The organism is Streptomyces hygroscopicus subsp. hygroscopicus (genome assembly GCF_001553455.1).
Lineage (GTDB): Bacteria > Actinomycetota > Actinomycetes > Streptomycetales > Streptomycetaceae > Streptomyces > Streptomyces hygroscopicus.
On record NZ_BBOX01000129.1, the window covers coordinates 24,551 to 49,189 of the forward strand.

Here is a 24,639-nt window from a genome sequence, read left to right on the forward strand (position 1 = left end):
GCATGGCCGACTTCCTGACCGGTGAGGACCACCGCACCGTGCTGGTCTGTTTCGCGCCGGCCCGTCCGCAGGTCCGCCCGCTCGCCGCGGACGACTCGGCGGAGCCCGGCGGGGAGGTGCACCCGGTGCGGACCTGTGTGGTCCACACCTGCAAACGCGCCCGGCGGTACGGTCCCGCCTCGCCGATCACCGCCATCGCCGCCCGCCACCTCGGCCCCGATCTGGTCACCGGCAGGACCTGGGGCTGAGCGAGCGCGTCGAGCGGTTGACGGCGCGGAAATTTTCGCGGCCGATCGACCCGTGCGGTAAACCCCGCCGGGTCCGATCGCGTCCTGATCAACAGTGGCCGCGCGGCAGTGGTTTGGCCTCGGTCGGGGCCGGTTTCCCGGGTGCTATGTGCACCGTGTATACATGCGCTGTATACATGCGCCGTATACCTGCGATGTATAGACGCGGTGCGCGGCCGCGCCACGCGCACCTGGAACCACAGACGGAAAGGCATCCATGTACGGCAAGGCATTCGCCCCTGAGTACCAGGGCTCCCTGACCACTTTGTCCGTGAACTCCTCCCTGGTGGACGTACTGGCGGCGGCCACCGAGCAGTTGCGGGCCGCCGAGCGGGGCGGTTCCCCGGCCGAGGCCGCCCGCGCCGGGCTGGCGGTCGCCGAGGCGCACCGGAGGCTGGGCCAGGTGGACGAGGCCGACCGTGAGTGGAAGGCCAGCTACCGGGCGGCCCGTGCGGCGGGGGACCTCGGGGCGATGGCGTGGGCGCTGTGGAGCGGAGGCACGCTCGCCCGGCAGCGGGGCGCGCTGGCGCTGGCGTGGCGGCTGCTCGGGCTCGCGGCCGACCTCGGCGAGCGCGGCGGGGACATCGTCGTCCGCGGCTACTCGCTCGCCGGGATGGCGGAGACCGGCCGTATTCAGGGGGACTACGAGGCGGTGGGCGAGCTGCACGAGAAACTCCTCGCCGAGGCGCGCAAACGCGGCGAGGCGCGGCACACCGTATGGGCGCTGGAGGGCATCGCCCAGATGCACCGCAACACCGGGTCCTACGACTCGGCCTATGCGATGTTCGAGGAGGCCGCGGGGATAGCCGCGCAGGCCGATGACCGGCGCGGCCACGCGTGGGCGCTGCGCGGCATGGCCGACATCATCTCCGTCCGCGACGGGGACGCCGAGCGCGCCCTGAAGCTGCTCTCCGAGGCCGAACTGACCTGCCGTGAGATGAACCTGGTGAGCGCGCTGGCGTACAACCACAAGATGCGCGGCAACGTGTTCTACCGCGCAAGCCGTTACGAGGAGGCGCGTGCCATGTACCAGCAGGCGTGGGACGAGTTCCGCGGCATGAGCGAGCCGCGCGGCGAGGCCCTCGCCCGGCTCGGGCTGATCAAGTCCCGGGCCCGGCTGGGCCGCGACCGCGACCGGACCGCCGAGGACCTGTCCGAACTGGCCGCTGTGCTGGAGCGGATCGGGCTGCGGCATGTCCGCCGGATGGTGGAGCGCGCCCGGGAGGAGTTCGGTCTCACCGAGGCCCTGGAGGTGGCCCGGTGACGACGGCGTTCCCCGTGCTCCTCGGGGCGGACGGGACCACGGCGACCGCGGCCGACATCCTGGACCGCTGCCGGGAGTTGGTGCGCCCGGCCCTGGCCGGGACGATCGAGCGGCTGCACCCGTGGGTCGGTGAGATGGCCGCGTACTCCTTCGGCTGGTGCGACGTGGGCGGAACGCCCGCCGGGGGAGCGGGCGGCAAGGGGGTGCGGCAGGCGCTGGCCGTGCTGGGCGCGGAGGCGGCCGGGGCGTCCGGTGAGGCGGCGGTCGCCGGCGCGGTGGCCGTGGAACTGGTGCACACCTTCTCGCTGCTGCACGACGACATCATGGACGGCGACCAGACCCGGCGGACCCGCCCCACCGTGTGGAAGGCGTACGGGACGGGTCCGGCCGTCCTCGCCGGTGACGCCCTGTTCGCCCTGGCGGTGGAGGCCCTGGCCGCGGTGGACGGCGCCGGAACCGCGGCTGCGGTGCGGCGCCTGGGCGCGGCGATGGGCGACCTGGTCCGCGGTCAGGCGGACGACCTGCTCTTCGAGTCGCGCCCGTGGACCGGACCCACGGCGGTGGGGCCGGAGGAGTACCGCACCATGGCCGAGCACAAGACCGGCGCGCTGCTCGGCTGCGCCGCCGCGCTGGGCGCCGCGCTGGCCGGGGCGCCGGAGACCACCGTGGCCGCCCTGGACCGGGCGGGGCGGTACATGGGCGTGGCGTTCCAGGTGGTCGACGATCTGCTGGGCATCTGGGGCGATCCCGCCGTCACCGGCAAACCCGTCCACAATGATCTGCGGCAGCGCAAGAAGACCTTCCCCGTGCTCGCCGCGCTGACCGCCCGGGGCCCCGGCGCCCCCGCCGCCGGGCGGCTGGCCGCCCTGCTGGCGGAGGCCCCGGATGTCCCGGACGACGCCACCACGCACCGGGCCGCCGCCCTGATCGAGCAGGCCGGCGGCCGCTCCGCGGCCCTGGCGGAGGCCGACCGCCACATCGCCGCCGTGGAGACCTGCCTGGACGGACTGCCGCTGGCCCCGGGGGCGGTCGCGGAGCTGCGCACACTGCTGGACTTCCTGGTACGGCGCGAGATCTGACCGGGTGAGGGGCGGGCCCGCCCCTCACCCGTGCCGACCGGGGCCCCGTCGCGGTGGCGGTGGCGGACGCGGCCACCGCCCTCGACCGGATACGGGCCCACCGCCCGGCGCTGGGTAGGAGGATCCACCACACGTCTCGCGAGGAGAGGACGACAGATGACACGCATCGTGCGCTTCGCCGACGACGCCGGAACCGTCCGGACCGGGGTGGCCGACGACTCCGGCGGGGTGCGGGCCTTCCCCGGGGCGCCGCTCGTCGCCGAACTGCTGCGGCTGTCCGGGGCGGAGCTGCGGGCCCTGGTGGAGAACACCTCCTCCGGCCCGGCCGCCGCCCATGAGGGAGAGGTGCTGCTGCTGCCGCCGCTGGACGGGCTGATGGAGCTGTGGGCCGCGGGGGTGACGTACGAACGCTCCCGCGAGGCCAGGGTGGAGGAGAGCGCCGAGCAGTCGGTGTACGAGCGCGTCTACGACGCCGAGCGCCCGGAGCTGTTCTTCAAGGCGCAGCCCTGGCGAGTGGTGACCGACGGCGAGCCGATCGCCGTACGGGACGACTCCGAGCTGAACGTCCCCGAGCCCGAACTGGCGCTGGTCCTCAACCGGCACGGCGAGACCGTCGGCTATCTGGTCGCCGACGACGTCAGCTCGCGGTCCATCGAGGGCGAGAACCCGCTCTACCTCCCCCAGGCCAAGATCTACGCCGGAAGCGCCGCCGTGTCCCCCGGTATCGTGCCCGCCTGGGAGGTCGGCGCGCCCGACGCGCTGGGCATCACCCTGACGGTGTGGCGCGACGGCGAGGCGGCCTACCGGGCGGCCACCTCCACGGCCGCGTTCCACCGCACCCCGCGGGGACTGGTGGACCACCTGTGGCGCTGCCAGCCCTTCCCGGACGGCGCCGTGCTGTCCACCGGCACCGGCATCGTGCCCCCGCTCGACTTCACGCTGCGCGCCGGGGACGTGGTGGAGATGTCCGTCGAGGGCATCGGCACCCTGCGCAACCCGGTGCGCACCGGCCGGGCCGGACTGGACTGGCTGGTGGAGGCCCTCGGCGATCCGCTGGCGCGCCGCGCCCACCGGAGCCGTTTCCCGGCGTGACCCGGCCTGGGGTGACCCGGCCCGGTGATGCGGCCTGGGTGTGCGGCCCCGGGTGATCCGGCCCGGGTGATGTGGCCCGGTGATGCGGCCTGGGTGACCTGGCGCGGTCCGGCCTGGGTGATGTGGCCCGGTGATCCGGCCCGGCGTGATCCGGCCCGGTCCGGCCTGGGCGGTCCGGCCCCGGATGATGCGGCCCCGGATGATGCGGACCGGTGATGCGGCCTGGGTGACCTGGCCCGGTCCGGCCCGGGGTGATGCGGCCCGGGTGGTCCGGCCCGGGTGATGTGGCCCGGGGTGATGCGGACCGGTGATGCGGCCTGGGTGACCTGGCGCGGTCCGGCCTGGGTGATGTGGCCCGGTGATCCGGCCCGGCGTGATCCGGCCCGGTGATGCGGCCTGGGTGTGCGGCCCGGGGTGATCCGGCCCCGGATGATGCGGCCTGAGTGACCCGGCCCGGTCCGGCCCGGGTGATCCGGACCCGTGATCCGGCCCGGCGGCGGTCGCCCCCGCACTGCCGGGGCCGGGCGCGCCACGGCCGGTCCTCAGCGCGCGAGCGACGCCGCGTCGCCCATGACGACGACGGGCCCGAGCCCGGGGTCCAGCGCCCGGAGCAGCTCCGTCATGGGGCCCGCCCCGAGGCTCACGCATCCGCGCGTGGGGCCGCCGTGGTCGATGTGCAGCCAGATGCCGCCGCCCCGCTCCGGACCGAGCGGGCGGGTCCGGTCCAGGGGGGAGGTGCCCGGCTCGCGGTTGTAGTCGATGGCGATCACGTGGTCGAACGAGCCGGCCAGGGGCTCGCCGCCGAAGCCCGTACCGCTCGCGACGAAGCCCGCCGACCGGTGGTAGGGCAGCCGGGTTCCGGGGTCGGGGAGCCGTCCGCCGGCGTCCGTGAGGGCGTAGACGCCGATGGGGGAGCGCAGATCACCTTCCCGGTGGTGGTCGGTCCAGCCCCGCAGGGCGTTGTGCGCCGGCCGGCTCGTCCCGGCCCGCCAGCCCGGCCCGGTCCGCTCGTACAGGACCGCCGTGGAGTCCGGCGCGTCCCGGTCGCGGCCGGTCACCACCAGGACCTGCCGGGACCGGCGCGGCACCCCGGCCCAGGTCCGGGGTCCCAGGCCCGGGGGCCTGCGGGGCGCCTCCCGCCAGGTGGCGCCCGGGGTGTGGCCGGTCATCTCGCCCTCCCGGCAGCGGTGGTACGTCCTCCCGGTACCGACGTTAACCGCGTCCCCGGCCGAACCGTCCAGGACGCGTCCGGAGCCCGGTACCGCCGCCCGGTACCGCCGCCCGGTATGTCCCCCTTGGGGAACGCTTGCACGATTACCTGAGTACGCTGCACCTATGGGTGTGTATCTCCAGGGTTCGCTCTTCGACCAGACCGACGACGTCGGTCTCGGCTCGCTGCGCGGGGCGCGCAGGACCGAACTGGGGTCCGGGGCCTGGATCGACCTGCTGCCCGGATGGCTGAGGGGAGCGGACGGCCTGTTCGCCCGGCTCGTCGCCGAGGTCCCCTGGAAGGCCGAGCGGCGGCACATGTACGAGCAGGTGGTGGACGTTCCCCGGCTGCTCGCCTACTACGGCGCCGAGGACCCGCTGCCGCATCCGGTGCTGTCCGAGGCCCGGGCGGCGCTCTCCGCGCACTACGCCGACGAACTGGGCGAACCCTTCACCACCGCCGGGCTGTGCTACTACCGCGACGGCCGGGACAGCGTGGCCTGGCACGGCGATCGCACCGGCCGTGGCAGGAACGAGGACACCATGGTCGCCATCCTGTCCGTGGGCGCGCCCCGGGACCTGCTGCTCCGCCCGCGCGGTGGCGGCGGCACCGTGCGACGGCCGCTCGGCCATGGCGATCTGCTGGTGATGGGCGGTTCCTGCCAGCGGACCTGGGAACACGCGATCCCCAAATCCTCGCGCGCCACCGGCCCACGGATCAGCGTCCAGTTCCGCCCCAGCGGCGTGGGGTGAGGCGGGCCGCGCGGTCACCCCTGGCCGTGGTCCGGGGCCGCCGCCGGGTCGTATCCCAGATCGGTGGTGTGGGTCTCCTTCAGGAACCACACGCACACCGCCGAGATCAGGGCGATCACCACGATGTAGCCGGACACCGGCACCGATGAGTCGGTGGAGGCGACGAGCTGGGTGGCGAGGACGGGGGTGACACCACCGCCGACGATGCCGCTCGCGTTGTAGGCCACGGAGGCGCCGGTGTAGCGGTAGCGAGTGGCGAACATCTCCGGGAGGAACGCGCCCATCGGGCCGTACAGCGCGGCGAAGGCCAGCATCCCGATGGCCATCGCGAGCCCGATGAGCAGCGGTTCACCGGTGTTGATCAGGGCGAACATGGGATACGCCCACAGCGCGGCCAGGATGCCCGCGCTCAGGCAGACGGTACGGCGGCCGATGCGGTCGGACAGGACGGCCAGCACCGGTGTGGCCAGTCCGAGGACGAGTGCCGCCGCCATCGCGCACAGCAGCAGCATGTCCTTGTCGAGGTCCAGCACGGTGGTGCCGTAGGACAGCGCGAAGGTCGTGATCGTGTAGAACAGCGTGTGCGCGAGGATGAACGCGCAGGTGGACAGGGCCAGCGTGGCGCCCTGGCGGCGGACCACATCGACGATCGGCGCCTTGGTCCGCTCGTTCCGGTCCATCGCCTCCCGGAAGACCGGGGTCTCGGCGATCCGCATCCGGATGTAGTAGCCGACCACCACCAGCGCGGCGCTGGCGAGGAACGGGATCCGCCACCCCCAGGACTCGAAGGCCGCGTCGTCCATCACCCGGCCCAGCAGCAGGAACGAGCCGCCGGCCACGATGAAGCCGATGGCGGGGCCCATCTGCGGGAAGCTCGACCACAGCCCCCGCTTGCCCCGGGGCGCGTACTCGGTGGCCAGCAGCACCGCGCCGCCCCACTCCCCGCCCAGCCCGACACCCTGGAGAAAACGGCAGAGCACCAGCAGGACGGGGGCCGCGATGCCGACCGTCCCGTAGGTGGGCAGCAGTCCGATGGCGACCGTTCCCGTCCCCATCACGAGCAGGGAGGTGACCAGCATCGCCTTGCGGCCGGTGCGGTCCCCGAAATGGCCGAAGATGACGGCGCCGATCGGCCGGGCGACAAAGCCCACACCGAAGGTGGCGAACGCGGCCAGGGTGCCCGCGAGCGCGGAGAAGGTGGGGAAGAACAGCTTGCCGAGGACGAGCGCGGCCGCCGTTCCGTAGATGTAGAAGTCGTAGAACTCGATCGCCGTTCCGATGAAGCTGGCGACCGCGATCCGTGTGGTGGACACGGTGCGGTCGGCGGGCGGGGCGATGGTGGACATGGCGGCGGCTCCCAGGTGACGTGCACTGCGGTCGGAGTATCGGGTGCGGCACGGGGGCGTGCCACCGTTTCCTGTCGGGAATCGGCCGGGCGCTTTCCTCTCTTTGTCGAAAGGCCGGTCTTCGCCGGAAGGCCGGCCGGAAGGCCGCCGGCCGCGCACCGGGCGGCGGCTCACCCCCGGCCGGCCGAGCGCATCAGGGCGTACAGCCGCAGCCCCAGGTGGAGCGTGAGCCGGTTGTCGCCGTCGGCCAGGTCCAGTCCGGTGAGTTCGGCGATCCGCTGCAGCCGGTAGTACAGCGAGGTGCGGTGCAGGTGCAGGGCGTGCGCGGTGCGCGGCGCCGAACCCCCGTGGTCCAGATAGGCCGTGAGGGTGTCCACGAGACGGCCCGAGGGGTCCCGCGCCAGCAGGGCGCGCAGTGGCGCGGGCAGCAGCGCGGGAGTCAGCCGGTCCGGCGGGATCAGCGACAGGGGTGCCAGCGCGCCGAGCTCGGCCCAGTGGACGACGCCGTCGGCACCGGGCCGGGTGGCGGCCGCCCGAGCGGCACCGGTCGCCTGCTCGCACGACATCCATGCCTGTTCCGCACCGCCCTCCACGGTCTCGCCGATCCCCGCCACACACTCCGCCGAGCCGTTCAGCACGGACCGCACCTGCTCCAGGAGGACCGCCGCGCGGGCCCGCAGCAGCTCCTGGGGCACCGGCCGGTCGGAGCAGGTCAGCAGCAGCCCCAGCGGTCCGTCCAGACAGAACTCGGTCCGCAGCGCCCGGTCGCCCGCCACCCGCTCCAGCCCGGTGCGCAGCGCCACCTCCACCGCCCCCGCGCGGTCGGCCGGCGGATCGCCGACGACCCGCGCCACCGTGACGCCGGCCCAGCGGGCGGACGGCAGCCGGCCGCCACGCGCCAGCGCGTCCCGCCCGGCCTCGCGGACGGTGGCCGACGGGCTCAGCAGCTGCCGCACCGCCTCCTCACGGGCCACGCGTTCGGTGTCCCGCGCGGTGAAGTCCCCGTACATCAGGGGCGCGAGGGCGCGGGTGGCCTCGCGGACGGCGTCGACGCCGGCGGGGGAGAGGGAGCCGTCCGGGTCGATGACGACGAGCAGGCCCAGCAGCTGGTGCCGCCACCGTATCGGCGCGCACAGCCGCGCCCGCATGCCCAGGTCCTCGCGCGGCGGGATGACACCGGGTTCGGTCCAGCGGTCGACTCCCTGGGCGAGGATGTGCCCGGCCGCCGCGCTGCCCGCGTCCCGCTGCAGCACCGCCCGTACCCGCACCCGGTCCTCGTCGCCGAAGTGGCGGCTGGCGCAGAGGATGCGCACCCGTGGGTCGTTGACCGCGACGGAGCGGCCGATGCGCTCCGCCAGCTCGTCCACGACGTCCTGAAGCCGGCTTCCGAGCATCGCCCGTCACCTCCCACCGGACGGGCGGGGTGGCCCGTCACTGCTGCCGATCGGGAAGATCATTCCGCATGTCCGGGCCGATGTGAAGGGTGATGACCTGCTGTTTTCTACAGATCGAGGAGCCGGTGCGGGGTGTTTGCGACGGCCGTCGGTGGCCCTCGGGGCGCGCCGGTGTCCAGGATCGGGCCATGCACAGGGGACGACGACTGGCCGACCGCACCGCCCTCGTCTTCGGGGCCGGCGCCGGCCCGGACGGGGTGAGCAACGGCCAGGCGGCCGCGCTCGCGTTCGCCCGGGAAGGGGCGCGGGTGGCGGCGATCGACATCGACGCGGACCACGCGCGCCGCACGGCCGGGGCGATCACGGCCGAGGGCGGTACGGCGCTGCCCCTGACGGCGGACGTCACCGACGAGGAGCAGGTGGCCGCCGTCGTCGCGGCGGCCGAGCGCGCCCTGGGCACACCCACGGTGCTGCACAACAACGTCGGCGCGGCTCGTCTGGGCGACCTCACCGGACTCGACCTCGCCGACTGGCAGTCCGCCCTCTCGATCAACGTCGGCAGTGTCTTCCTGACCTGCAAACACGTGCTGCCGCGCATGGTGGCGGCGGGCGGGGGCGCGGTGGTCAACGTGTCCTCGATCGCCGCGATACGCGACACCGGCTACCCCTATCCGAGCTACAGCGCGGCGAAGGCGGCCGTCAACCAGCTCACCGTCGCCCTGGCGCTGCGTCACGCCGCCGAGGGCATCCGGGTGAACGCCGTCCTGCCCGGCCTGATCGACACGCCCCTGGTGGCCCGGCAGATCGTGGCCGGGGCGGACGACCCCGAGGCCGCGCTCGCGGCCCGGCACGCGGTGAGCCCCACGGGCCGGATGGGCAGCCCGTGGGATGTCGCGGCGGCCGCCGTCTTCCTCGCCTCGGACGAGGCGGCGTACATCAACGGCGTATGCCTGCCCGTGGACGGCGGTCTCACGGCGCGCTGCTGATCGGCTGATTTTGGTCCAGACCATTGACATATACGGCTGCGGGCGCTGTCATGGGGGACCGTCAGCTCTTGAGCGCGCTCCCGGGCCGATTCCTCGCCTGGGGCCGGACCGCGGAGAGTTTCCGGTGGGTTTTCTTTGTCATGATCGTGACAAATTTTTCCCGGTCGTGGGAGGGCCACGGCGCATGACCTCCGGCGGTGCCGCGGGCTCCCCGTAACACCCTTCCCCGCCGCGCCGCGCTCCACCCTTCCGGCGGACGTCCCGGTCCGAGGCGGCAGCGCGCCGCCCATGGACCGCCCCGCCCGACGCGCGCCCGGCCATCCGGACACCCCATCACGTCGAAAGAGGAACCATGCGGAAGATCCTGACCGCCGTGGCCGCGCTGGCCGCCGCGGTCCTGGTGGCCCTGAGCCCGAACTCCGGGACCAGCGCGGGCGCCGCCCCCGGCACCGGGGCGGAAACGCTGTCCGGCGCCGCACCGGCCGCGGCCGCGGCGGTGGATCACACGGTGACGTTCGTCAACGACACCGGGAAGAAGGTGTGGATCGGCAGCGATGTCAACGCCGACGGATCCCGGCAGTTCGCCACGTTACCCATCCTGGAGCCCGGGGAGTCGGGCACGGTGACGATCCCCGAGACGGCGGATCCCGGCCATTGGCGTGGCAAGTTCTTCGCCCGTCAGGGGTGCACGGGGACGCCGGGCAGCACCTTCCACTGCCAGGTGGGGGACTGCGGCAGGTTCGCCGACCACTGCGAGACGGCCGAACAGCCCACCAGCCTCGCGGAGTTCAACTTCGACACCAGGGACACGCTGGCGCCCTGGTACAACGTCAGCTACGTCAACGCCTTCTCCCAGCCCGTCACCATCGCCCCCGACAACGCCACCGGCGGTGGCGGCTGCGACACCATGGGCTGCTCGCAGAACCTGCTGCCGCTGTGTCCTCCCGACGATCTGACGCGCTGGCCGGACGGCACGCCGATGCTGTGCACCAGCCCCGACCGGGACGCCAAGACCCCCTACAGCGACATGATCGCCGCCCACTGCCCCAAGGCGTACGGCTGGTCCAAGCAGGACCAGGAGCCGGGGAACCAGGTCATGCAGCAGTGCGGCCGGTGCAGCGGTTTCACCGTCACCTTCCACAGCGTCGTCTGACCTGCCGTCGGCCATGTCACTCCGGGCCGGACGAGGGCCGGACGAGGACCGGATGAGGACGGGACGAGGACCGGATGAGGAAAGGAGAGACGACGTGCGGAGGATACGCCTCCTCACCGTTCTGCTGGCGGTGCTGACCCTGCTGACCGCGGGCAGCCAGGCGGGCGCCGGGGCGTCCGCGGCGGCGGGGCAGAAGAAGGGCGTCAGCGCCTGGAACTTCGACGGGGTCACCGGAGCGATGGCCGATGCCGGGGTCGGCTGGTTCTACACCTGGGCCTCGGGCAAGGAACGGATCGAACCCCCGGCCGGTGTCGAGTTCGTGCCCATGATCTGGGGTGCCGGCTCGGTGACCGACACGGAACTCGACCGGGCTAGGAGCGAGGGCACGACCCTGCTCGGCTTCAACGAACCGGACCTGGCCGGCCAGGCGGACATGTCGGTGGAGCGGGCCCTCGAACTGTGGCCCCGGCTGCAGTCGACCGGTATGCGGCTCGGCGCCCCCGCCGTGGCCTACGGCGGCGATGTCGCCGACGGCTGGCTCGACCGCTTCATGAAGGGCGCCGCCGACCGCGGCTACCGGGTCGACTTCATCCCCCTGCACTGGTACGGCGCCGACTTCGACCCCACCCGCGCCACCGACCAGCTGCGCGGCTACCTCCAGGCCGTCCACGACCGCTACCAGAAGCCGGTCTGGCTCACCGAATACGCGCTGACCGACTTCTCGACCGGCACCCCGAGGTATCCGTCCCCGGAACAGCAGGCCGCGTTCGTGACGAAGTCCACCGCCATGCTCCAGGGGCTGTCCTTCGTCGAACGGTACGCGTGGTTCACGCTGTCCGCCGACCGCGGCGGCACCGGTCTCTACAACGGCACCACGCCCAACCAGATGGGCGCCGCCTACCGCGCGGCCGGCTGACGGACAGCCCGCCCGCGTGCGAACCCCCCACCACGACACATCGAAATGAGGTCCTCGCCATGCGCAAGGGAATGCTGGCCGGCCGACTGGCCGCCGGAGCCGTCGCACTGACCGCCGTGCTGGGTGCCGCCCCGACGAGCACCGCCGCCACCAGCGACACCCCGCCGGCCGGTGAGAACTGCTGGGCCACCCACTACGGCTACATACCCCCGGGTGCCTACACCGCCAGCGGTGAACTCTTCGACAACAACGCGGACACCGCGGCGACCTCTCTGAGCCGCGATCCGCAGCTGCCGTTCGGGACCAAGGTGAAGGTCACCAACGTGGCGAACGGCGCCTCGCTGGTCGTGCGCATCAACGACCGCGGCACCTTCGCGTGGACACCGTCGGTGCCCAAGTGCCTGGACCTGACCGACGGGGCGTACGCCCGGCTCGGCGGAGTCCTCAACCCCGACTCCGGCCACATCGTGGTCAAGGAGGAGATCGTGCCCTGACCCCTGCCGGGGTGGTACGGAGGAGATGACGTGTCCGCCCCGGAACGCGGTTCCGGGGCGGACACGTATGGGGGGGACCTCCGTTGACCGAGGCCGGTCCTTCAGACCATCGGGGCGAAGAAGAAGGTGTCGCGGCGCGCGAAGCGCAGTGCCGCGTCCAGCTCGAAGAAGTCGGCGAACTCCAGCGACACCTCGCGGCCGTCCTTGAGCACGCCCTCGAACACGCCGTTCACCGCCACCCGGCGGCCGTCCGCGACGGTGGTGACGACGGTGTGCTTCCCCTCGGCGATGACCCGCTCGCCGGTGTAGAAGGCCATCAGATCGGCCTGGCCGCGCATCGGCTCATAGCCGGGGCGGCGGTAGACGGCGGTTTCGGCGAAGAGGGCGCGAGCAGCCCCGAGACGTCGTCGGCGTCGACTAACCGGTAGTACTCCCGCACCTTGGACACAGCGGTGTCGGCGGTGTCGTCCATGGTCGCGATCGTCCTTAACGTGAAGCGGCTGGGCGGGCACCAAAGGTGCGGGCCCGGGACAGGAAGGCTGCTGGACTCGGCCCTGTGGGCCAAGCGGAGCTGACCATGGGAGACGTGGCCGTGCACCTTCACTCGGCCACCAGCGGTGGTGCGCACCTCGGTGCGAACGGCTCTGGGGTGGGTGTATCCGGCCGGGCCGCCGAGCGCGCGCTCGACGGCACCGGTAGTGGCCCGGGCGAGCGCCGCCGAGGGCACCGGTAGTGGCCCGGGCGAGCGCCGCCGCACCGGCCGTGTCGCACACCACCAGGGTCCGGTGGAGCAACCGGCCGGCGCGTGACAGCACCGGCGCCGTGTGCCACTCCTGAAGCGGGGACGCTGCCACCACGACCGCCGCGGCCCGGCGGCAGGCGGGCGCGGGTCCACCGCGGCGTGTCACAGTGCGGGCGGGACCACCTCCATCCGCCGTGCCACACAGCCGACGCACCCCGGCGCGTGGCGGCGCAGCACCTCGAAGGCGATGTCCGTCCCCTTCAGCCCGCGGTCCGCCAGGCCACCGATGCTGACCAGGGCCGGATCGCGCACCAGACCGCGCCCGATGTCCGCCTCCCGCACTCCGGGAGCCACCGTCCGCAGCAACTGGTGCTTGTCCGCGTGGACCGCCAGCCGCCCGGCCCGCACACCGGCGGCGGCGACGAGCAGCACACCGGTGCACACCGCGAACAGCTCGGCTCCCCGGGCCGCCGTGTCACGGACCGCGGTACGCAGCCGCTCCGACGCCGCGGCCGCCTCCGCGCCCCGCCCGCCCGGCACCACCAGCACATCGCAGTCCGCCAGGGCGTCCAGGGACGCGATACCCGTGAGCCGTGTGCCGCCGGAGGTGGTGACGTCCGGCCCGGGGGCGACCAGCGCCACCTCGAGCCCGTTGTCGTGCTGGGCGCACCGGGCGCCCTTGTCCAGGGGGGCCAGGGCCCCGAACAGGTCGAGTTCATCGACCCCTTCGTAGGCCAGCACCCGTACGGCGGTCATCCGCCGACCCCCGTGAGCAGGGCCATCAGATCATCGTGGACCTCGGGCGCCGACACCAGGAAGCCCCCGCCGAACAGGTCGGCGGGAACGCCGTCCGGCACCGGGACCAGATGGCCGCGCACGGCGCCTGCCTCCCGGGCGACCAGGGACGCGGCGGCGACGTCCCACGGGTGCAGCGTCTCGGTGTGCGCGTCCAGCCGGCCCGCGCCGACCCAGCAGATGTCCAGGGCGGGGGAGGCGGCGCGGCGGATGTCCTGGCAGTGGGTCAGCAGCAGCTCGATCCGCTTGAGCAGCGGCCCCAGGTCCGAACGCATATGGGGGAAACCGGTGCTGACCACGCTTCTGCGCAGCTCACCCGGGGAGCCGACGTTGATGGGACGCCCGTTGAGTCGTGCGCCCTTGCCCAGCGCCGCGGTGAAGGTCTCCCCCAGGAAGGGGGCGCACACCGCCGCGGCCCTGGTGACACCCTCCTCGGCATAGGCCACGGAGACGGACACGTACGGGTGGCCGCGTGCGTAGTTGGCCGTGCCGTCGATGGGGTCGACCACCCACACCGGCCCGTGGAGGTCCGGCGGTTCGCCGTCGCCGGACTCCTCGGACAGCACGGGCACGTCCGGGAACGCGGCCCGCAGTGTCTCGAGGATGGCGCGGTCGGCGAGCAGATCGCCCTGGGTGACCGGCTCGGCGTCGTTCTTGTACGCCACGCCGCGATCGGTGCTCCGCGCCACGATCACCCGGCCGGCGGTCTCGGCCGCGCGCACGGCGGCGGCGAGGAGTTCTTCGTCAGTCCTGTGCGTCATCGCCCGCATTATCCTGCCAGCGCCGCGAGGGTTTCCCGGCGAACCCCCGGGTCGAGCATGTCGGCGTTGATGTAGAGACGGCGGCAGGACGCGATCAGCTCGAGCATGCGGGTCTTCATCGCCGAGAACGCCGCGCCGTAGGCGAGGACGTCGTTGCCCAGGTGCGCGAGCACGTCGTCCTTCAGACCGTAGGTGCCGATGGCGAAGGCGAACAGATCGAGGAACGCGGCGAACGGCTCGACGTCCATCTCCTCGAAACGGCGCGGCCGGTCCGCGTCGTAGTCGATGATGCACAGGTTGCGCACGGTGGCCTGGGCCGGAGGCTGGTGGTCGAAGAGCAGCGCCGGGTCGACCCGGTACTCCGACGCCTCCAGGTGCGGGGCGAGCCCGGCCGAGTCGATCAGCTCACCGAAGCACCGGTCGTGGCGCACCCGCATGGCGGACGGGATCCCGTGCACCGTCAGCCCGTCGACCAGCACATGGGTGTTGCTGAGGAACGTACCGCCGTCCACGCACGCCTGGGTGAGGAAGACCGTCTTCCCGCCGCTGCCCCGGCCGAACAGCAGATTCGCCCCGGAGCCCGGCTGGATGAAGGCCGCGGCCTTCAGATGCAGCAGATCGTGGTCGACCGCGAAGACGGTCAGCAGGTGCTTGGTGAAGTACGGCCAGATGACGCGGTCCAGCCTGCGGCCGAACACATAGATCCGGTTTCCCCGCGTCACCAGGTGGGCCGGCGCCCCGTGGTGGTGGGTCAGGTAGAAGCCGCCGCGGAACCGGTCGGCGCGGAAGGTCCGGTCCCGCAGTGAGGAGACGATCCGCTCGTCGACCGGGTCGGCGTCGAGGTCGACACAGACCACCTCGTAGTCGACCCGCCCGGGGACGGACGGGTCGACGAACCGGGTGAAGTACGAGTAGCCGTCGAAGTCGGTCAGGTTGCTGGAGATGCGGACCCGGAAGAGGTTGAGGTCGACCACCGCGGAGGAGCGCAGGGTGTACTGGCCCCCCAGCAGGTTTTCCACGTCGTCCCCCGAGGCCGCCGTCGGCGTCTCGGTGCCGGACACGGTCATCCCGCCGTCCCCTCCTCCGCGGTGCGTGACACCGCCAGCGCCTTGTCCAGTTCGGCCCCGAACGCATCGGCGTCCGCGCAGTGCAGCTCGCTCAGGTCGCTGTGGGCGCCCAGCCGCAGCTGGTGGACGCGCCCGGGGTAGCCGAGCGACCGGATGTGGCGCACCACGGCGTCCACGTAGTCCGCCACACCGCCCGGGAAGGTCTGTGCGCTGTCCTCCTCGACCTGGACGAAGACCTCCGGTCCGGGCAGGTGGTCGAGGGTGAGCACGTCCCAGTGCGCGGAGCCGGGAATGCCGACCGCGGGCACTCCGTGCTGCCAGGCCGTCCAGCAGTCCGACTCGCCCTCCACCACGATCTGGTAGCCCACCTCGGCGGCCCGCCGCAGCGCCTCGGGGGTGCTGTAGGCCACGATGGGGGCGTCGTCACCGGGCAGCCACGAGGAGCCTCCCGCCCCCCGGATGCCGGTGCGCAGCCGGGTCCTGCCCGCGGTGCCGTCCGCGGCCCGGTAGGCGAACCGGACGCCTTCGGCGCTGTCGCTGAGGCCGAAGCGGCGCAGCGCGTCGGCGGGCAGCCGTTTGAGTTCGGCGAGCCGCTCCACCGTGACGGGTGCGCTCGTCATACCTTCTCCTGCTCGTTGTCGGGACGGGGGGCGGGCTCGGCCGGGAGCCCGGTGGGGTGGCCCACGTCGGGGAGGATCGGGACGGCGTCGAAGTGCCGGGCGCTCAGCTCGGCCGCGACCGCCACCCGGTCCCAGTGGGACCAGGCCACGCCGAGCCGGTCGGCGAGCGCCAGCAGCGCCTGCCAGTCCCTGCTGCGGCCGGAGCGCACCGCGTGCAGCAGGGCGCGCAAGCCGGTGGCGTCCGTCCGGTCCGCCAGCAGCACCTCCAGCCTGTCCAGCGCGGGCCGCCAGGTCAGGGCGGAGGGCTCGGAGCGTGCCTCGACCTCCGCCAGTGTCTTCAGCACGGCGTCGGTGGCGTCGTCGGCGGCGTCCATCCGGGCGAGCAGCCGGTTCCGCTCCGGGCGGTCGAAGAAGATCCCCAGGTCGCGGACGACATCGGCGGGCTCGTCGGCGACATGGACGTAGGTGAGCACCGACGCCTGCGCGGGGCCGGCGATGGTGCGCAGGTCCGCGGGACCGCGGTCCTCCGGACGGCTGGGCCCCTTCATCGAGCTCAGCCGGGTGGCCGCCGGGACCGCGGAGGGGGCGCGGTCCTCGCGCAGCAGCACATAGAGCGCGTCCCCGGCCGGCATGATCATGTCCATCACGTCGATCCGCTCACGGGTGGCGATGTTGAGCTGATAACGCCACACCTCCCGCGTCGTGTGCCGGTCGAACCGGAACACCTCGCAGGCGACCGGGACGAACCCCGCGCCGCACACGGCGCGCAGCAGCCGTTCGCCACCCCTGGTGGCCACGGCGTCGGGCCGCAGCACCAGCGAGGCGGCCCGGTGCAGCCGCGCCACCGCGTCCGGACCGTCGCCGAACGCGGCTCGCAGGTCGTCCCAGGCGTCCCGGAAGTACGGATCGCCCGCGTAGACCTCGCGTTTGCGCGGCACCCTGCTCAGCTCGGGTGGAACCCGGCAGGCGTTGTCCGCCGAGGCCACCGTTCACCCCCTCTCGTGGAGCATGCCGTCGGACCAGATGGCGGGCACCTTCCCCCAGTCCATCGCGCTGGCCACATCGGGGAAGAAACCCCTGCCGTTGCCGTTCGCGCTGGTGTTGCACAGCAGGGGGATACCGCTGAGCCGTTCGTACGCGGTGAGGATCTCGAAGATCAGCTCGTCGTCGTTCCGCCCGACCGTCTGCACCCTGGCCGTACCGTCCAGGTGGCAGATGGCGGGCACCTTGTCCCGCCACTCCTCGCGGACATGGTGGTCGAACAGCATGAACGGGTCGCGCGTACCGGGGTCGAAGACCTCGGGCGCCCGCTCCTCCAGGCAGACCGGCGCCACCGGGCGGTAGGACTCCCGGCCCTTGACCTCGTTCAGCCGGTCCTTCATCCCCGCCTCCACCGCGGGCGCCAGGATGCTGCGGTGCCCCAGGGCACGGGGGCCGAGTTCGGCCCGGCCGTGCAGGACGACGACCGGCTCCCCGGTGCGGTGCAGATGGGCCGCCAGCTCCGCCGGGGTCATCGTGCGCGACCGCCACCCGGGCCTCGGCTCGCTCGCCACGAGCTGCGGCCCGGCGTAGGTGTCCCACCGCAGGGCCGGCGAGTGGCCCGACCGCAACAGCTCACAGCACGCGGTGCCCAGCGCGCTGCCCGCGTCGTTGGGGAAGGGCGGCACCCACACCCGGTCGACCGGCACCCGCTCCCGCACGTCCCGGTTCCACTTGATGTTCAGGGCGCAGCCGCCGACCATGCACAGATTGCGGGTGGACCGTCCGTCCCGCCCGATCAGCTCGGTCAGCCCGGCCACCAGGGCACGGCCCAGGAACTCCTGGATGGAGGCCAGCGCGTCGTCGGGGGTGACCCCCGGCAGCGGCTGGCCGGCGCGCATCAACTCCAGGATCCGGCGCCCCGCCCGCTCGGTCAGCCGGTCGTCGGTGGTCTCGCCCTCGCCGAGGACCGTGCGTTCGGCGTCGGCCCGCAGCGCGTCCAGCGCGGCGACGGCGGCTTCGTCCGGGGTGCCGTGGGCGACATAGGCCATGATCTTGCCGGGGAGCGCCAGGGTGTGCGGCCACTCCAGCGGCGCGTCGTACGGCGGATACGCCTGGGCCAGCGTGTGGTAGGTGTCACCGAGCATATGGTGCACCGCGCCCACGCTCTCCATGCGGCGGGTGGCCGGGTCGTAGTGGTACAGGAACGGGAACATCGCCCCGTCCCAGCACAGGATGTACGAGGGTTCCGGCCCGGCCGCGAACGGGCTGGAGCAGTACGCGCTGGCCACGTGCCCCGCGTAGTGCGGATAGCTGGTGCAGGGCAGGTCCAGCACATGCGACGGGTACGGGCGCAGCAGGTTGTCGTCCAGCAGCCCGCGGCGGTAGGGGGCCAGCTCGACGCGGACCTCCTGGCCGCCCCACGGCTTCACCTTGTGGGTCTTGCGCCAGCCGTCGATCACCAGCCGGTCGACGTCGGCCAGCCGGTAACCGTACTCGGCCAGCAGGTCCACGACGATCTGGAGGTCGTCGATCCGCTGGTGCCGGGGGTTGTTGCCGAGCTTCTCCAGCTCCACCGAGCAGACCAGCCGGCCGTCGTCGACGATGGCGACACCGCCGTCATGGGTGAGTTTCACCCCACAAATGATCACGCCTTCGCTCCCTCGGCGAGCCGGGGCAGCGGGGTGCAGCCCGCCGCGACGAGCAGCTCCCGCGCCCGTGGGTTGCGGTGTGCGGTGATCTCCCCGCCGTCCGCCGGGAGCCGCACCCGTTCACAGGCGTGGTCGTAGCGGTCGGTGCCCGAGTGGCCGAGGACGACCCGGAAACCGTGCGAGCCCTGCTCGTCCGCCGCCAGCCATACGGTCGCCGTTCCGGTGTCCCCGGACGGGACCTCGGGGGCCCGGGGCAGCTCGTCGGGGTTCGCGGTGATCTTGTCGATCCCCTCGGCGAGGGTCTGCAGCAGCTTGGCGTCCAGGGCGAGTTCGTCCAGCAGCGGGCTCAGCTCCGCCCAGATCGCCTTCTCGGTCTCCTCACCGGGGTCGTCGGTGTCCTCCAGCGCGTCGAAGTACCGCTCGAAGAAGTAGAAGTAGCAGTCCCGGTCGGCCTGGTCGACCCGGCGCATGGCCTGGTCCAGGCACTGGTGCAGCCACTTCGGCATCGGTGTGAGGCTGCGGTCCTCCCGGATCCGCGCGATGAACGCCTCGCGGGCGGCGAGCACCGCCATACTGCGCGGATCGGCCTCATAGGTCCGGTGGAACCGCCGGAACGCCGGCTCGAACGCGTTGACCTTGGGGTCGTCGAACGTGTAGATCCAGCGTTCGCCGAGCGCCGAGTCGTCCACCCGGCCCTGCGCGATCAGGCGCCGGTACTCCGGGGTGCCCCAGTAGATGTTCATCTTGTTCTGCAGATGCTGCACCTTGGCGTATCCGGAGTCGCGGATCCAGCGGTACTGCTCCTTCAGCTCCGCGAAGGTCATCTCCGGATCGAACATGATGTAGCCGAAGTTGATCTGGTGCGGGGACATACCGATCTCGCGCAGTTCGCGCAGCGCGTTGTTGTTGTCCTCGACCGTCGTCCCCTTGTCCCAGCGCACCAGCACCGAGTCCACACCGGACTCCACGCCGATGAACAGCCGGTGCATCCCCACGTCCATCAGCCTGCGCACCAGGGACCGCTCGATGGTGTCGGCCCGCATCTCGGCGTAGAAGTTCACCTCGAGTTCGCGCTCGAGGAGGGTGTCGCAGAACTCGTGCACCCACCGGATGCCGTTCGGCGAGGGCATGATGAACAGGTCGTCGACGAAGGAGAACCGGCTGATGCCGTACTGCGACTTGATGGACTCCATCTCGTCGGCGATGCTCCCCGGACTGCGGCGCACCACATTGTGGTCCCCGTAGATCTGGTGGATGGAGCAGAAGGTGCAGGACGCGTAGCACCCCCGTGAGGCCACCAGATAGGCGGACGACGGAGTGGCCCCCTCACTGATCATCTGCGCGAGGTCGTGGCGGGCCGGGAACGCCAGCTCGTCCAGGTTGCGGATGCGGGGCCGGTCGGGGTTGCGCCGGAAGGCGCCGTCGGAACGGAACGACAGGCCGCGCATCTTCTCCAGGGGCAGGCCCTGGCTCAGCCGCGCCGCGAGCTCCACGATGGCGTGCTCGCCCTCGCCCCGCACGATGGAGTCCACGTGCGGGCAGTCATCCAGGATCTGCTGGTCCGCCGCGCTGGGGAACACACCGCCCAGCGTGATGTGCACCTCCGGCCGTGCCGCCTTCACCAGCTCGGCGATCTGCTTGGCGGCGCGGTAGGTGCGCTGGGACTTGGCGGAGATGCCGATCAGCCGGATCCTCGGGTCGGCCAGCAGCCGCTCGGCGACGTCCGGCGGGCCCAGGCTGAGCAGCTCCGCGTTGATGCTGGTGGTCTCGAAGCCGTGGCGGTCCAGGGCCGCCGCCAGGTACCCGAGGGCGAGACTTTCGCGGTACTTGAGCCGGTTCTTCTGCCACGCCTCCACCAGATAGGGGTGGACGAGACCGACCACGAAGTCCTCGTCCTCGTTGTGGTGGTCGTGGAACGGGTCGATCACGGTGAGGGACAGCTGGCTTCTCTTCATCGTGTCCTCATGTGTCCTTCGCACTTGTGATGCGGTGTCGCACGCCGCTGGAAGACGCCGGTCAGCGCAGCAGCCCCGCCTCGGCCAGGCGGTTGCGGGTCAGGTCCAGATCACGGTCGGTCAGCTTGCGTTCCCCCGGCTCCTGCACACCCTGGGCGGCCGCCGCGCCCAGACGGGTGCGGGTCAGCCCCTTGGCGAGGTCGTAGATGCGGAAGCTGGAGCGGTCCCTCGGCCCCTGGATGACCAGGCTGACCGTGCCGGGACTGGCGTAGGTGGAGTGCACGAACGCGTTGTGCAGCGTGTAGCTGGTCCCGGGCAGCTGCTCCTGGATGAACCGGGGCTCCGGACGCGTCGCGGGGGACTCCTCCGCGCCCCAGATGTCCTCCACGTTGCCGTACAGCAGATGGCGGTAGCTGCCGTGCAGGATCAGCGAGCTGAAGCTGGCCCGGTGGTTGTGCGCCTCCTCCACGGCCTCCTCGGAGAAGATGTGCAGCCGCAGCCGCAGACCGCTTCCGGGGTCGTCGTGCAGGACGTACTTCTCGAAGGCGTTGAACCGCTCGGACTTCGACGCCAGCTCCTCGGATCCCCGCATCCGGTCCCACAGCAGACCGAGCACGGCGGGATCGGACAGGGCGGGCAGCGCCTTGGCCGCCGCCTCGTGGACCCGTTGCAGTTCGCCCCAGTCCACGCCCTGGAAGGCCTCTTTCATGATCTCGATGCTCACGGCACCTCCTCGATCGGATGCGGCTTGTCAACCTCTGCCAACGTCAGCCCGGGAGCCCGCGCCCCCGGCACCGTGACGGCGTACGCGCCCGCCGCGGCACCCCAGCGCAGTGCCTCGGGAAGGGAGCGGCCGCGCAGGTACGCCGCCACGAAACCCGCCGCGAACGCGTCGCCCGCGCCCGTGGCGTCGACCGTGTCCACCCGGCGGGAGCGAATCCGGCGTACCTCCCCGGCCTCGCCCGCCATCGCCCCCTCGGGGCCGAGCGTGACCACGACGGTCTGGTCCCGGCCCCGGCACACCCCGCCCAGGTGCCGGGCGTCCGGCTCGGCGCCGAACGCGGCCCGGTACTCGGCGCGGTTGACCGCGAGCCACCGCACCGAGGCGGCCTGTCCGGGCAACCGCGCGGCCTGGAGCCCGCCGGGGTTCCAGAACACCGGGGTCGCGGCCTCGGCGGTCAGCTCCAGGACCCGCAGCGCCACCGGCTCCGGCGGGTCGAACAGCACGACGGCCGCGTAGGCGCCGAACGGCACCGTCTCGCAGCTCTTCGGATCCCACAGATCGGTGGCGCCCCGGTGCATCAGCATGTGGCGCCGGCCCGGGTAGACCGGGATGAACACCCGTCCGGTGGACGCTCCCGGCAGCGTCTGCGACGGCTCCGTGTCCACCCCGGCGCCGGCCAGCTCCGCCAGCATGGCCGCGCCCTCGGCGTCGTCGCCGACCACGGTGGCCAGGGAGACCCGGCAGCCGAGCGCGGCCAGGACGGTGGCGCAGTTGCCGCCGTGGCCGCCGCTGGCGGTGGCCAGGCCGGTGACCCGGGCCGCGCCGTCGTCGGGCGGCTCGGTGTCGGTGCGGATGATGAGGTCGGTGTTGAGGCTGCCGACCACGAGCACCCGCGCGGCGGCCCGGCTCATCGCCCGTCCGGTACGAACGCGACCCCGGAGATCTCCACCAGGTGGTCCCGGATCGCCAGCGACGAGACCTCGACCAGGGTGCTGGACGGGGCGGGGTCGGCCAGCACGCGGTTGCGCACGGTCGAGACCGCGGTGAAGTCGTCCAGGTCGACGAGGTAGATGACGAGGCTGACCAGGTCGGCGAGGGTGCCGCCGGCGGCCTTGAGCACCTCCGAGATCCGGTGGAACACCGTCTCGGCCTGCGTCGCCGCGTCCCCGGGGCCGATGGTCCGCCCCTCGCCGTCGGCGGAGACCTGGCCGCTGACGAAGACCAGTCGCCCTCCCCCCACCGGCACGGACACCGCGGGGGAGTAGCGGCCGATCGGCGGTGTGTGCCCGGCGGGCTGTACGGCGTGCACCGCGGACCCGGTGGCCGGCGTTTCAGACATCGGTCAGCTCCTCGGGTGCCACCTCCGGGAACGGCCCGAAGGACGAGTGGATCGACGACAGCTGGACCTCCCGCACCTCGACCCTCGGCTCCATCGCGAACAGCGTGGTCACCACCTCGGCCACCTCGGTCCGCGACAGCGCCTCCGGCCGGTCGCCCGGCTGTTTGCCCCGGAAGTAGGTGTCCACCCGGCTCGGCACCAGGACGGTCACCCGGACCCCGCTCTCCCGCAGCTCCCGGCGGGCGGTCTCCAGCAGCGAGCGGAACCCCGCCTTGGAGGCGCAGTAGGCGCCGCGCTGGGGGAACGAGCCGTAGGAGGAGTCCGAGGCGAGGCCCACCAGTTGCGCGCCGCGGTGCCCGCGCAGCAGCGGCATGGCCACCCGCAGGGTGTGGAAGGCGCCGTCGAGATTGGTGCCCACCACCGCGCGCCAGTCCTCGACGGCCATCTCCTCGATGGACGACCAGATGCCGCCACCCGCGTTGATCACCGCCCCGCGCAGCGTGGCGATCCCGGCCAGCGAATCCGCCACCGCCTTGTCCACCTCCGCCGCGACGGAGACGTCGACGGAGGCGATCCGCACCGGCGTGCCGTGCTGGGCGGTGATCTCCGCCGCGATCTCCTCCAGTTCCCGGCCGGTGCGGGCCCACAGCACCAGCGGGTAGCCGGCCTCCGCGAGGGCGAAGGCCACCGCCCGGCCGATGCCCCGGGTCGCCCCGGTCACCAGCACCCAGTCCTCGTCACGCACCGCCGCGGTCATGCGATCCGCGCGGCGAGGCTGTCGTAGCTGGCTTCGACCTCCACCTCGGTGTACGCCCCGTGCCCCTTGGGCGGCGACTTCAGCAGCGGCACCGCCGCCGGTACGAAGCCCTTCTCGCCGACGCGGACGGCCGCGGCGGCGATCCGGATGAGGTCGATGATGACCCCCGCCGCGTTACTGGAGTCCTGGACCTTGAGCTTGAGGTCGATCTCCACCGGGGTGCCCGCCCAGCCCACGCCTTCGATGTTGAGGTAGCCGACCTTGTGGTCCTCCAGATGGGCCACGAAACCGGCCGACGGGATGACATCGACCCGGTCGAGCTGGACACCGGCCTTCGCCAGCGCGTTGAGCTTGGAGTCGCGCTTGGACGCGCCCCGGTCGCGCAGATTGCGGAAGTCCTGGTTGCCGCCGAGGTTGAGCTGGTAGGAGCTGTGCAGGCTGATGCCGCGCTCGGCGAGCAGCCCCAGCAGGGAGCGGTGGACGATCGAGGTTCCCAGGTGGCTGGCCAGGTCGTCGCCGATGAGCGGCACCCCCGCGGCGATGAACCGGGTGCTCAGCTCCTCGTCGCGGCCGACCGACTCGGGGGTGCAGTTCACGAACGCCACCCCGGCGGCCAGCGCCGCCTCCGCGTAGGCGGTGGCCGCCCACTGCAGACCGGTGGGCAGCGAGTACAGCAGCACCTCGGCGCCCGCGGCGCGCAGCGACTCCGCGAGCCGCACGATCTGGTCGGACAGGGGTCCGGCGTGCTCGTCGCTGTCGGTGAGGCCCTGTTCGACGGTCACCCCGGTGGGCTCCAGCCGGACGTCCAGCCGCGGATAGTTGTTCGGAGGACGGAGCATCGCGTCGTACAGTTCGGTCCCGATCTTGCCGGGGTCGATGTCATAGGCGGCGACGAACTGGACGTCGTACACCGCCAGTCCGCCGATGGACCCGCGCCGGACACCGGGCAGCGCGTCGATGTCCGCGCCGCCGGCGACCGCGTCGGCGTAATGGAGAATCCCTTGGGCGAGGGCGGATATGTTGTTTCCGACACCCGCGACGGCGAGTTTCACAGGAACGGTCATGGGTCGTCCTCCCCGGTTGCCGGTCGAGTTCGGCCGCGTCCGCCCGAAAGCGATCCCGGGGTGCCGAAGAGGCCGGTCGCGGCACGCGCGGAACCGCTCAGCGCGTTTTCGAGGTTCTTTCCGCCTGAACGAAAACTGACTGTAGGGAGCATTCGTGTTGCCGGTCAAGCACCCGGAGAGGCTCTCTCCGGGCATAACGAAAATGCTATCCC

The 24,639-nt window shown here is 72.5% G+C and carries 25 protein-coding genes; 9 read left to right on the forward strand and 16 right to left on the reverse strand.

The features are described 5' to 3' along the window. Positions 1-2 precede the first annotated feature (2 nt). The 4 genes from AXW62_RS15030 (at position 3) to AXW62_RS15045 (ending at position 3,722) form a co-directional block, all read left to right on the forward strand. The gene (locus AXW62_RS15030; protein ID WP_060944985.1) at positions 3-248 is read left to right on the forward strand and encodes a hypothetical protein; all 246 of its coding nucleotides are present in this window, start codon (positions 3-5) and stop codon (positions 246-248) included. Between the two features lie 256 nt (positions 249-504). After that, positions 505-1,551 (forward strand): tetratricopeptide repeat protein, encoded by a 1,047-nt coding sequence (locus tag AXW62_RS15035; RefSeq protein WP_060944986.1) that lies wholly within the window; start codon positions 505-507, stop codon positions 1,549-1,551. Next, complete coding sequence (locus tag AXW62_RS15040; RefSeq protein ID WP_060944987.1) at positions 1,548-2,630, forward strand: polyprenyl synthetase family protein; 1,083 nt, start codon at positions 1,548-1,550, stop codon at positions 2,628-2,630. The genes AXW62_RS15035 and AXW62_RS15040 overlap by 4 nt, the downstream gene beginning before the upstream one ends. A 156-nt stretch (positions 2,631-2,786) precedes the next feature. After that, entirely contained in the window at positions 2,787-3,722 is a 936-nt protein-coding gene (locus AXW62_RS15045) for a fumarylacetoacetate hydrolase family protein (RefSeq protein WP_060944988.1), read from the forward strand. 542 nt (positions 3,723-4,264) lie between these two features. Here AXW62_RS15045 and AXW62_RS15050 read toward each other — a convergent pair. After that, entirely contained in the window at positions 4,265-4,963 is a 699-nt protein-coding gene (locus AXW62_RS15050; RefSeq protein WP_370682914.1) for a hypothetical protein, read from the reverse strand. Between the two features lie 94 nt (positions 4,964-5,057). On the opposite strand from AXW62_RS15050, the gene AXW62_RS15055 reads away from it, so the two are divergent. Next, positions 5,058-5,684, forward strand: coding sequence for an alpha-ketoglutarate-dependent dioxygenase AlkB (locus tag AXW62_RS15055; RefSeq protein WP_030824461.1), 627 nt, complete (start codon positions 5,058-5,060; stop codon positions 5,682-5,684). Positions 5,685-5,698: 14 nt separating this feature from the next. Here the strand turns inward: AXW62_RS15055 and AXW62_RS15060 are convergent, their stop codons facing one another. Together AXW62_RS15060 and AXW62_RS15065 are read right to left on the reverse strand one after the other, a co-directional pair. Further along, positions 5,699-7,030 (reverse strand): MFS transporter, encoded by a 1,332-nt coding sequence (locus AXW62_RS15060; RefSeq protein ID WP_060944989.1) that lies wholly within the window; start codon positions 7,028-7,030, stop codon positions 5,699-5,701. Between the two features lie 170 nt (positions 7,031-7,200). Further along, on the reverse strand, positions 7,201-8,424 hold the full coding sequence (locus tag AXW62_RS15065; RefSeq protein WP_060944990.1) for a PucR family transcriptional regulator: 1,224 nt from the start codon (positions 8,422-8,424) through the stop codon (positions 7,201-7,203). 188 nt (positions 8,425-8,612) lie between these two features. Here AXW62_RS15065 and AXW62_RS15070 point away from each other — a divergent pair, with 188 nt between their 5' ends. The 4 genes from AXW62_RS15070 (at position 8,613) to AXW62_RS15085 (ending at position 11,973) form a co-directional block, all read left to right on the forward strand. Then, entirely contained in the window at positions 8,613-9,410 is a 798-nt protein-coding gene (locus tag AXW62_RS15070; RefSeq protein ID WP_030824470.1) for an SDR family NAD(P)-dependent oxidoreductase, read from the forward strand. 352 nt (positions 9,411-9,762) lie between these two features. After that, complete coding sequence (locus AXW62_RS15075) at positions 9,763-10,563, forward strand: thaumatin family protein (protein ID WP_060944991.1); 801 nt, start codon at positions 9,763-9,765, stop codon at positions 10,561-10,563. Positions 10,564-10,657: 94 nt separating this feature from the next. Next, complete coding sequence (locus tag AXW62_RS15080) at positions 10,658-11,479, forward strand: glycoside hydrolase family protein (RefSeq protein ID WP_244502942.1); 822 nt, start codon at positions 10,658-10,660, stop codon at positions 11,477-11,479. A gap of 59 nt (positions 11,480-11,538) precedes the next feature. Next, entirely contained in the window at positions 11,539-11,973 is a 435-nt protein-coding gene (locus tag AXW62_RS15085) for a septal ring lytic transglycosylase RlpA family protein (RefSeq protein ID WP_063817026.1), read from the forward strand. A 101-nt stretch (positions 11,974-12,074) separates the two neighbouring features. On the opposite strand, the gene AXW62_RS46930 is transcribed toward AXW62_RS15085, so the two are convergent. The 13 genes from AXW62_RS46930 to AXW62_RS15150 all read right to left on the reverse strand — a co-directional run bounded on the left by AXW62_RS46930 (position 12,075) and on the right by AXW62_RS15150 (position 24,427). Next, positions 12,075-12,929: a nuclear transport factor 2 family protein gene (locus AXW62_RS46930; protein ID WP_306305056.1), complete on the reverse strand. Its 855-nt coding sequence runs from the start codon at positions 12,927-12,929 to the stop codon at positions 12,075-12,077. Then, entirely contained in the window at positions 12,878-13,471 is a 594-nt protein-coding gene (locus AXW62_RS15095) for a DJ-1/PfpI family protein (RefSeq protein ID WP_060944992.1), read from the reverse strand. Before AXW62_RS15095 ends, AXW62_RS46930 begins: the two co-directional genes overlap by 52 nt. After that, positions 13,468-14,271 carry an inositol monophosphatase family protein gene (locus tag AXW62_RS15100; RefSeq protein ID WP_060944993.1) on the reverse strand — a complete coding sequence of 268 codons (804 nt, stop codon included), beginning with the start codon at positions 14,269-14,271 and terminating at the stop codon, positions 13,468-13,470. Before AXW62_RS15100 ends, AXW62_RS15095 begins: the two co-directional genes overlap by 4 nt. An 8-nt stretch (positions 14,272-14,279) precedes the next feature. After that, positions 14,280-15,338: a FomB family phosphonate monophosphate kinase gene (locus AXW62_RS15105; RefSeq protein WP_060944994.1), complete on the reverse strand. Its 1,059-nt coding sequence runs from the start codon at positions 15,336-15,338 to the stop codon at positions 14,280-14,282. After that, positions 15,335-15,958 (reverse strand): toprim domain-containing protein, encoded by a 624-nt coding sequence (locus AXW62_RS15110; RefSeq protein ID WP_060944995.1) that lies wholly within the window; start codon positions 15,956-15,958, stop codon positions 15,335-15,337. The genes AXW62_RS15105 and AXW62_RS15110 overlap by 4 nt, the downstream gene beginning before the upstream one ends. After that, positions 15,955-16,944: a nucleoside-diphosphate kinase gene (locus tag AXW62_RS15115; RefSeq protein WP_060944996.1), complete on the reverse strand. Its 990-nt coding sequence runs from the start codon at positions 16,942-16,944 to the stop codon at positions 15,955-15,957. The genes AXW62_RS15110 and AXW62_RS15115 overlap by 4 nt, the downstream gene beginning before the upstream one ends. Before the next feature lie 3 nt (positions 16,945-16,947). Beyond that, on the reverse strand, positions 16,948-18,573 hold the full coding sequence (locus tag AXW62_RS15120; protein WP_060944997.1) for a carbamoyltransferase N-terminal domain-containing protein: 1,626 nt from the start codon (positions 18,571-18,573) through the stop codon (positions 16,948-16,950). A gap of 11 nt (positions 18,574-18,584) precedes the next feature. Beyond that, the gene (locus AXW62_RS15125) at positions 18,585-20,543 is read right to left on the reverse strand and encodes a B12-binding domain-containing radical SAM protein (protein WP_060944998.1); all 1,959 of its coding nucleotides are present in this window, start codon (positions 20,541-20,543) and stop codon (positions 18,585-18,587) included. A gap of 61 nt (positions 20,544-20,604) precedes the next feature. Next, entirely contained in the window at positions 20,605-21,267 is a 663-nt protein-coding gene (locus tag AXW62_RS15130; RefSeq protein ID WP_060944999.1) for a hypothetical protein, read from the reverse strand. Then, positions 21,264-22,178, reverse strand: coding sequence for a carbohydrate kinase family protein (locus AXW62_RS15135; protein WP_060945000.1), 915 nt, complete (start codon positions 22,176-22,178; stop codon positions 21,264-21,266). The genes AXW62_RS15130 and AXW62_RS15135 overlap by 4 nt, the downstream gene beginning before the upstream one ends. Further along, positions 22,175-22,606: a RidA family protein gene (locus AXW62_RS15140; protein ID WP_051885676.1), complete on the reverse strand. Its 432-nt coding sequence runs from the start codon at positions 22,604-22,606 to the stop codon at positions 22,175-22,177. The genes AXW62_RS15135 and AXW62_RS15140 overlap by 4 nt, the downstream gene beginning before the upstream one ends. Beyond that, positions 22,599-23,363 carry an SDR family oxidoreductase gene (locus AXW62_RS15145; RefSeq protein ID WP_060945001.1) on the reverse strand — a complete coding sequence of 255 codons (765 nt, stop codon included), beginning with the start codon at positions 23,361-23,363 and terminating at the stop codon, positions 22,599-22,601. Before AXW62_RS15145 ends, AXW62_RS15140 begins: the two co-directional genes overlap by 8 nt. Next, positions 23,360-24,427 carry a myo-inositol-1-phosphate synthase gene (locus AXW62_RS15150; RefSeq protein ID WP_060945002.1) on the reverse strand — a complete coding sequence of 356 codons (1,068 nt, stop codon included), beginning with the start codon at positions 24,425-24,427 and terminating at the stop codon, positions 23,360-23,362. The genes AXW62_RS15145 and AXW62_RS15150 overlap by 4 nt, the downstream gene beginning before the upstream one ends. Positions 24,428-24,639: the final 212 nt, after the last annotated feature.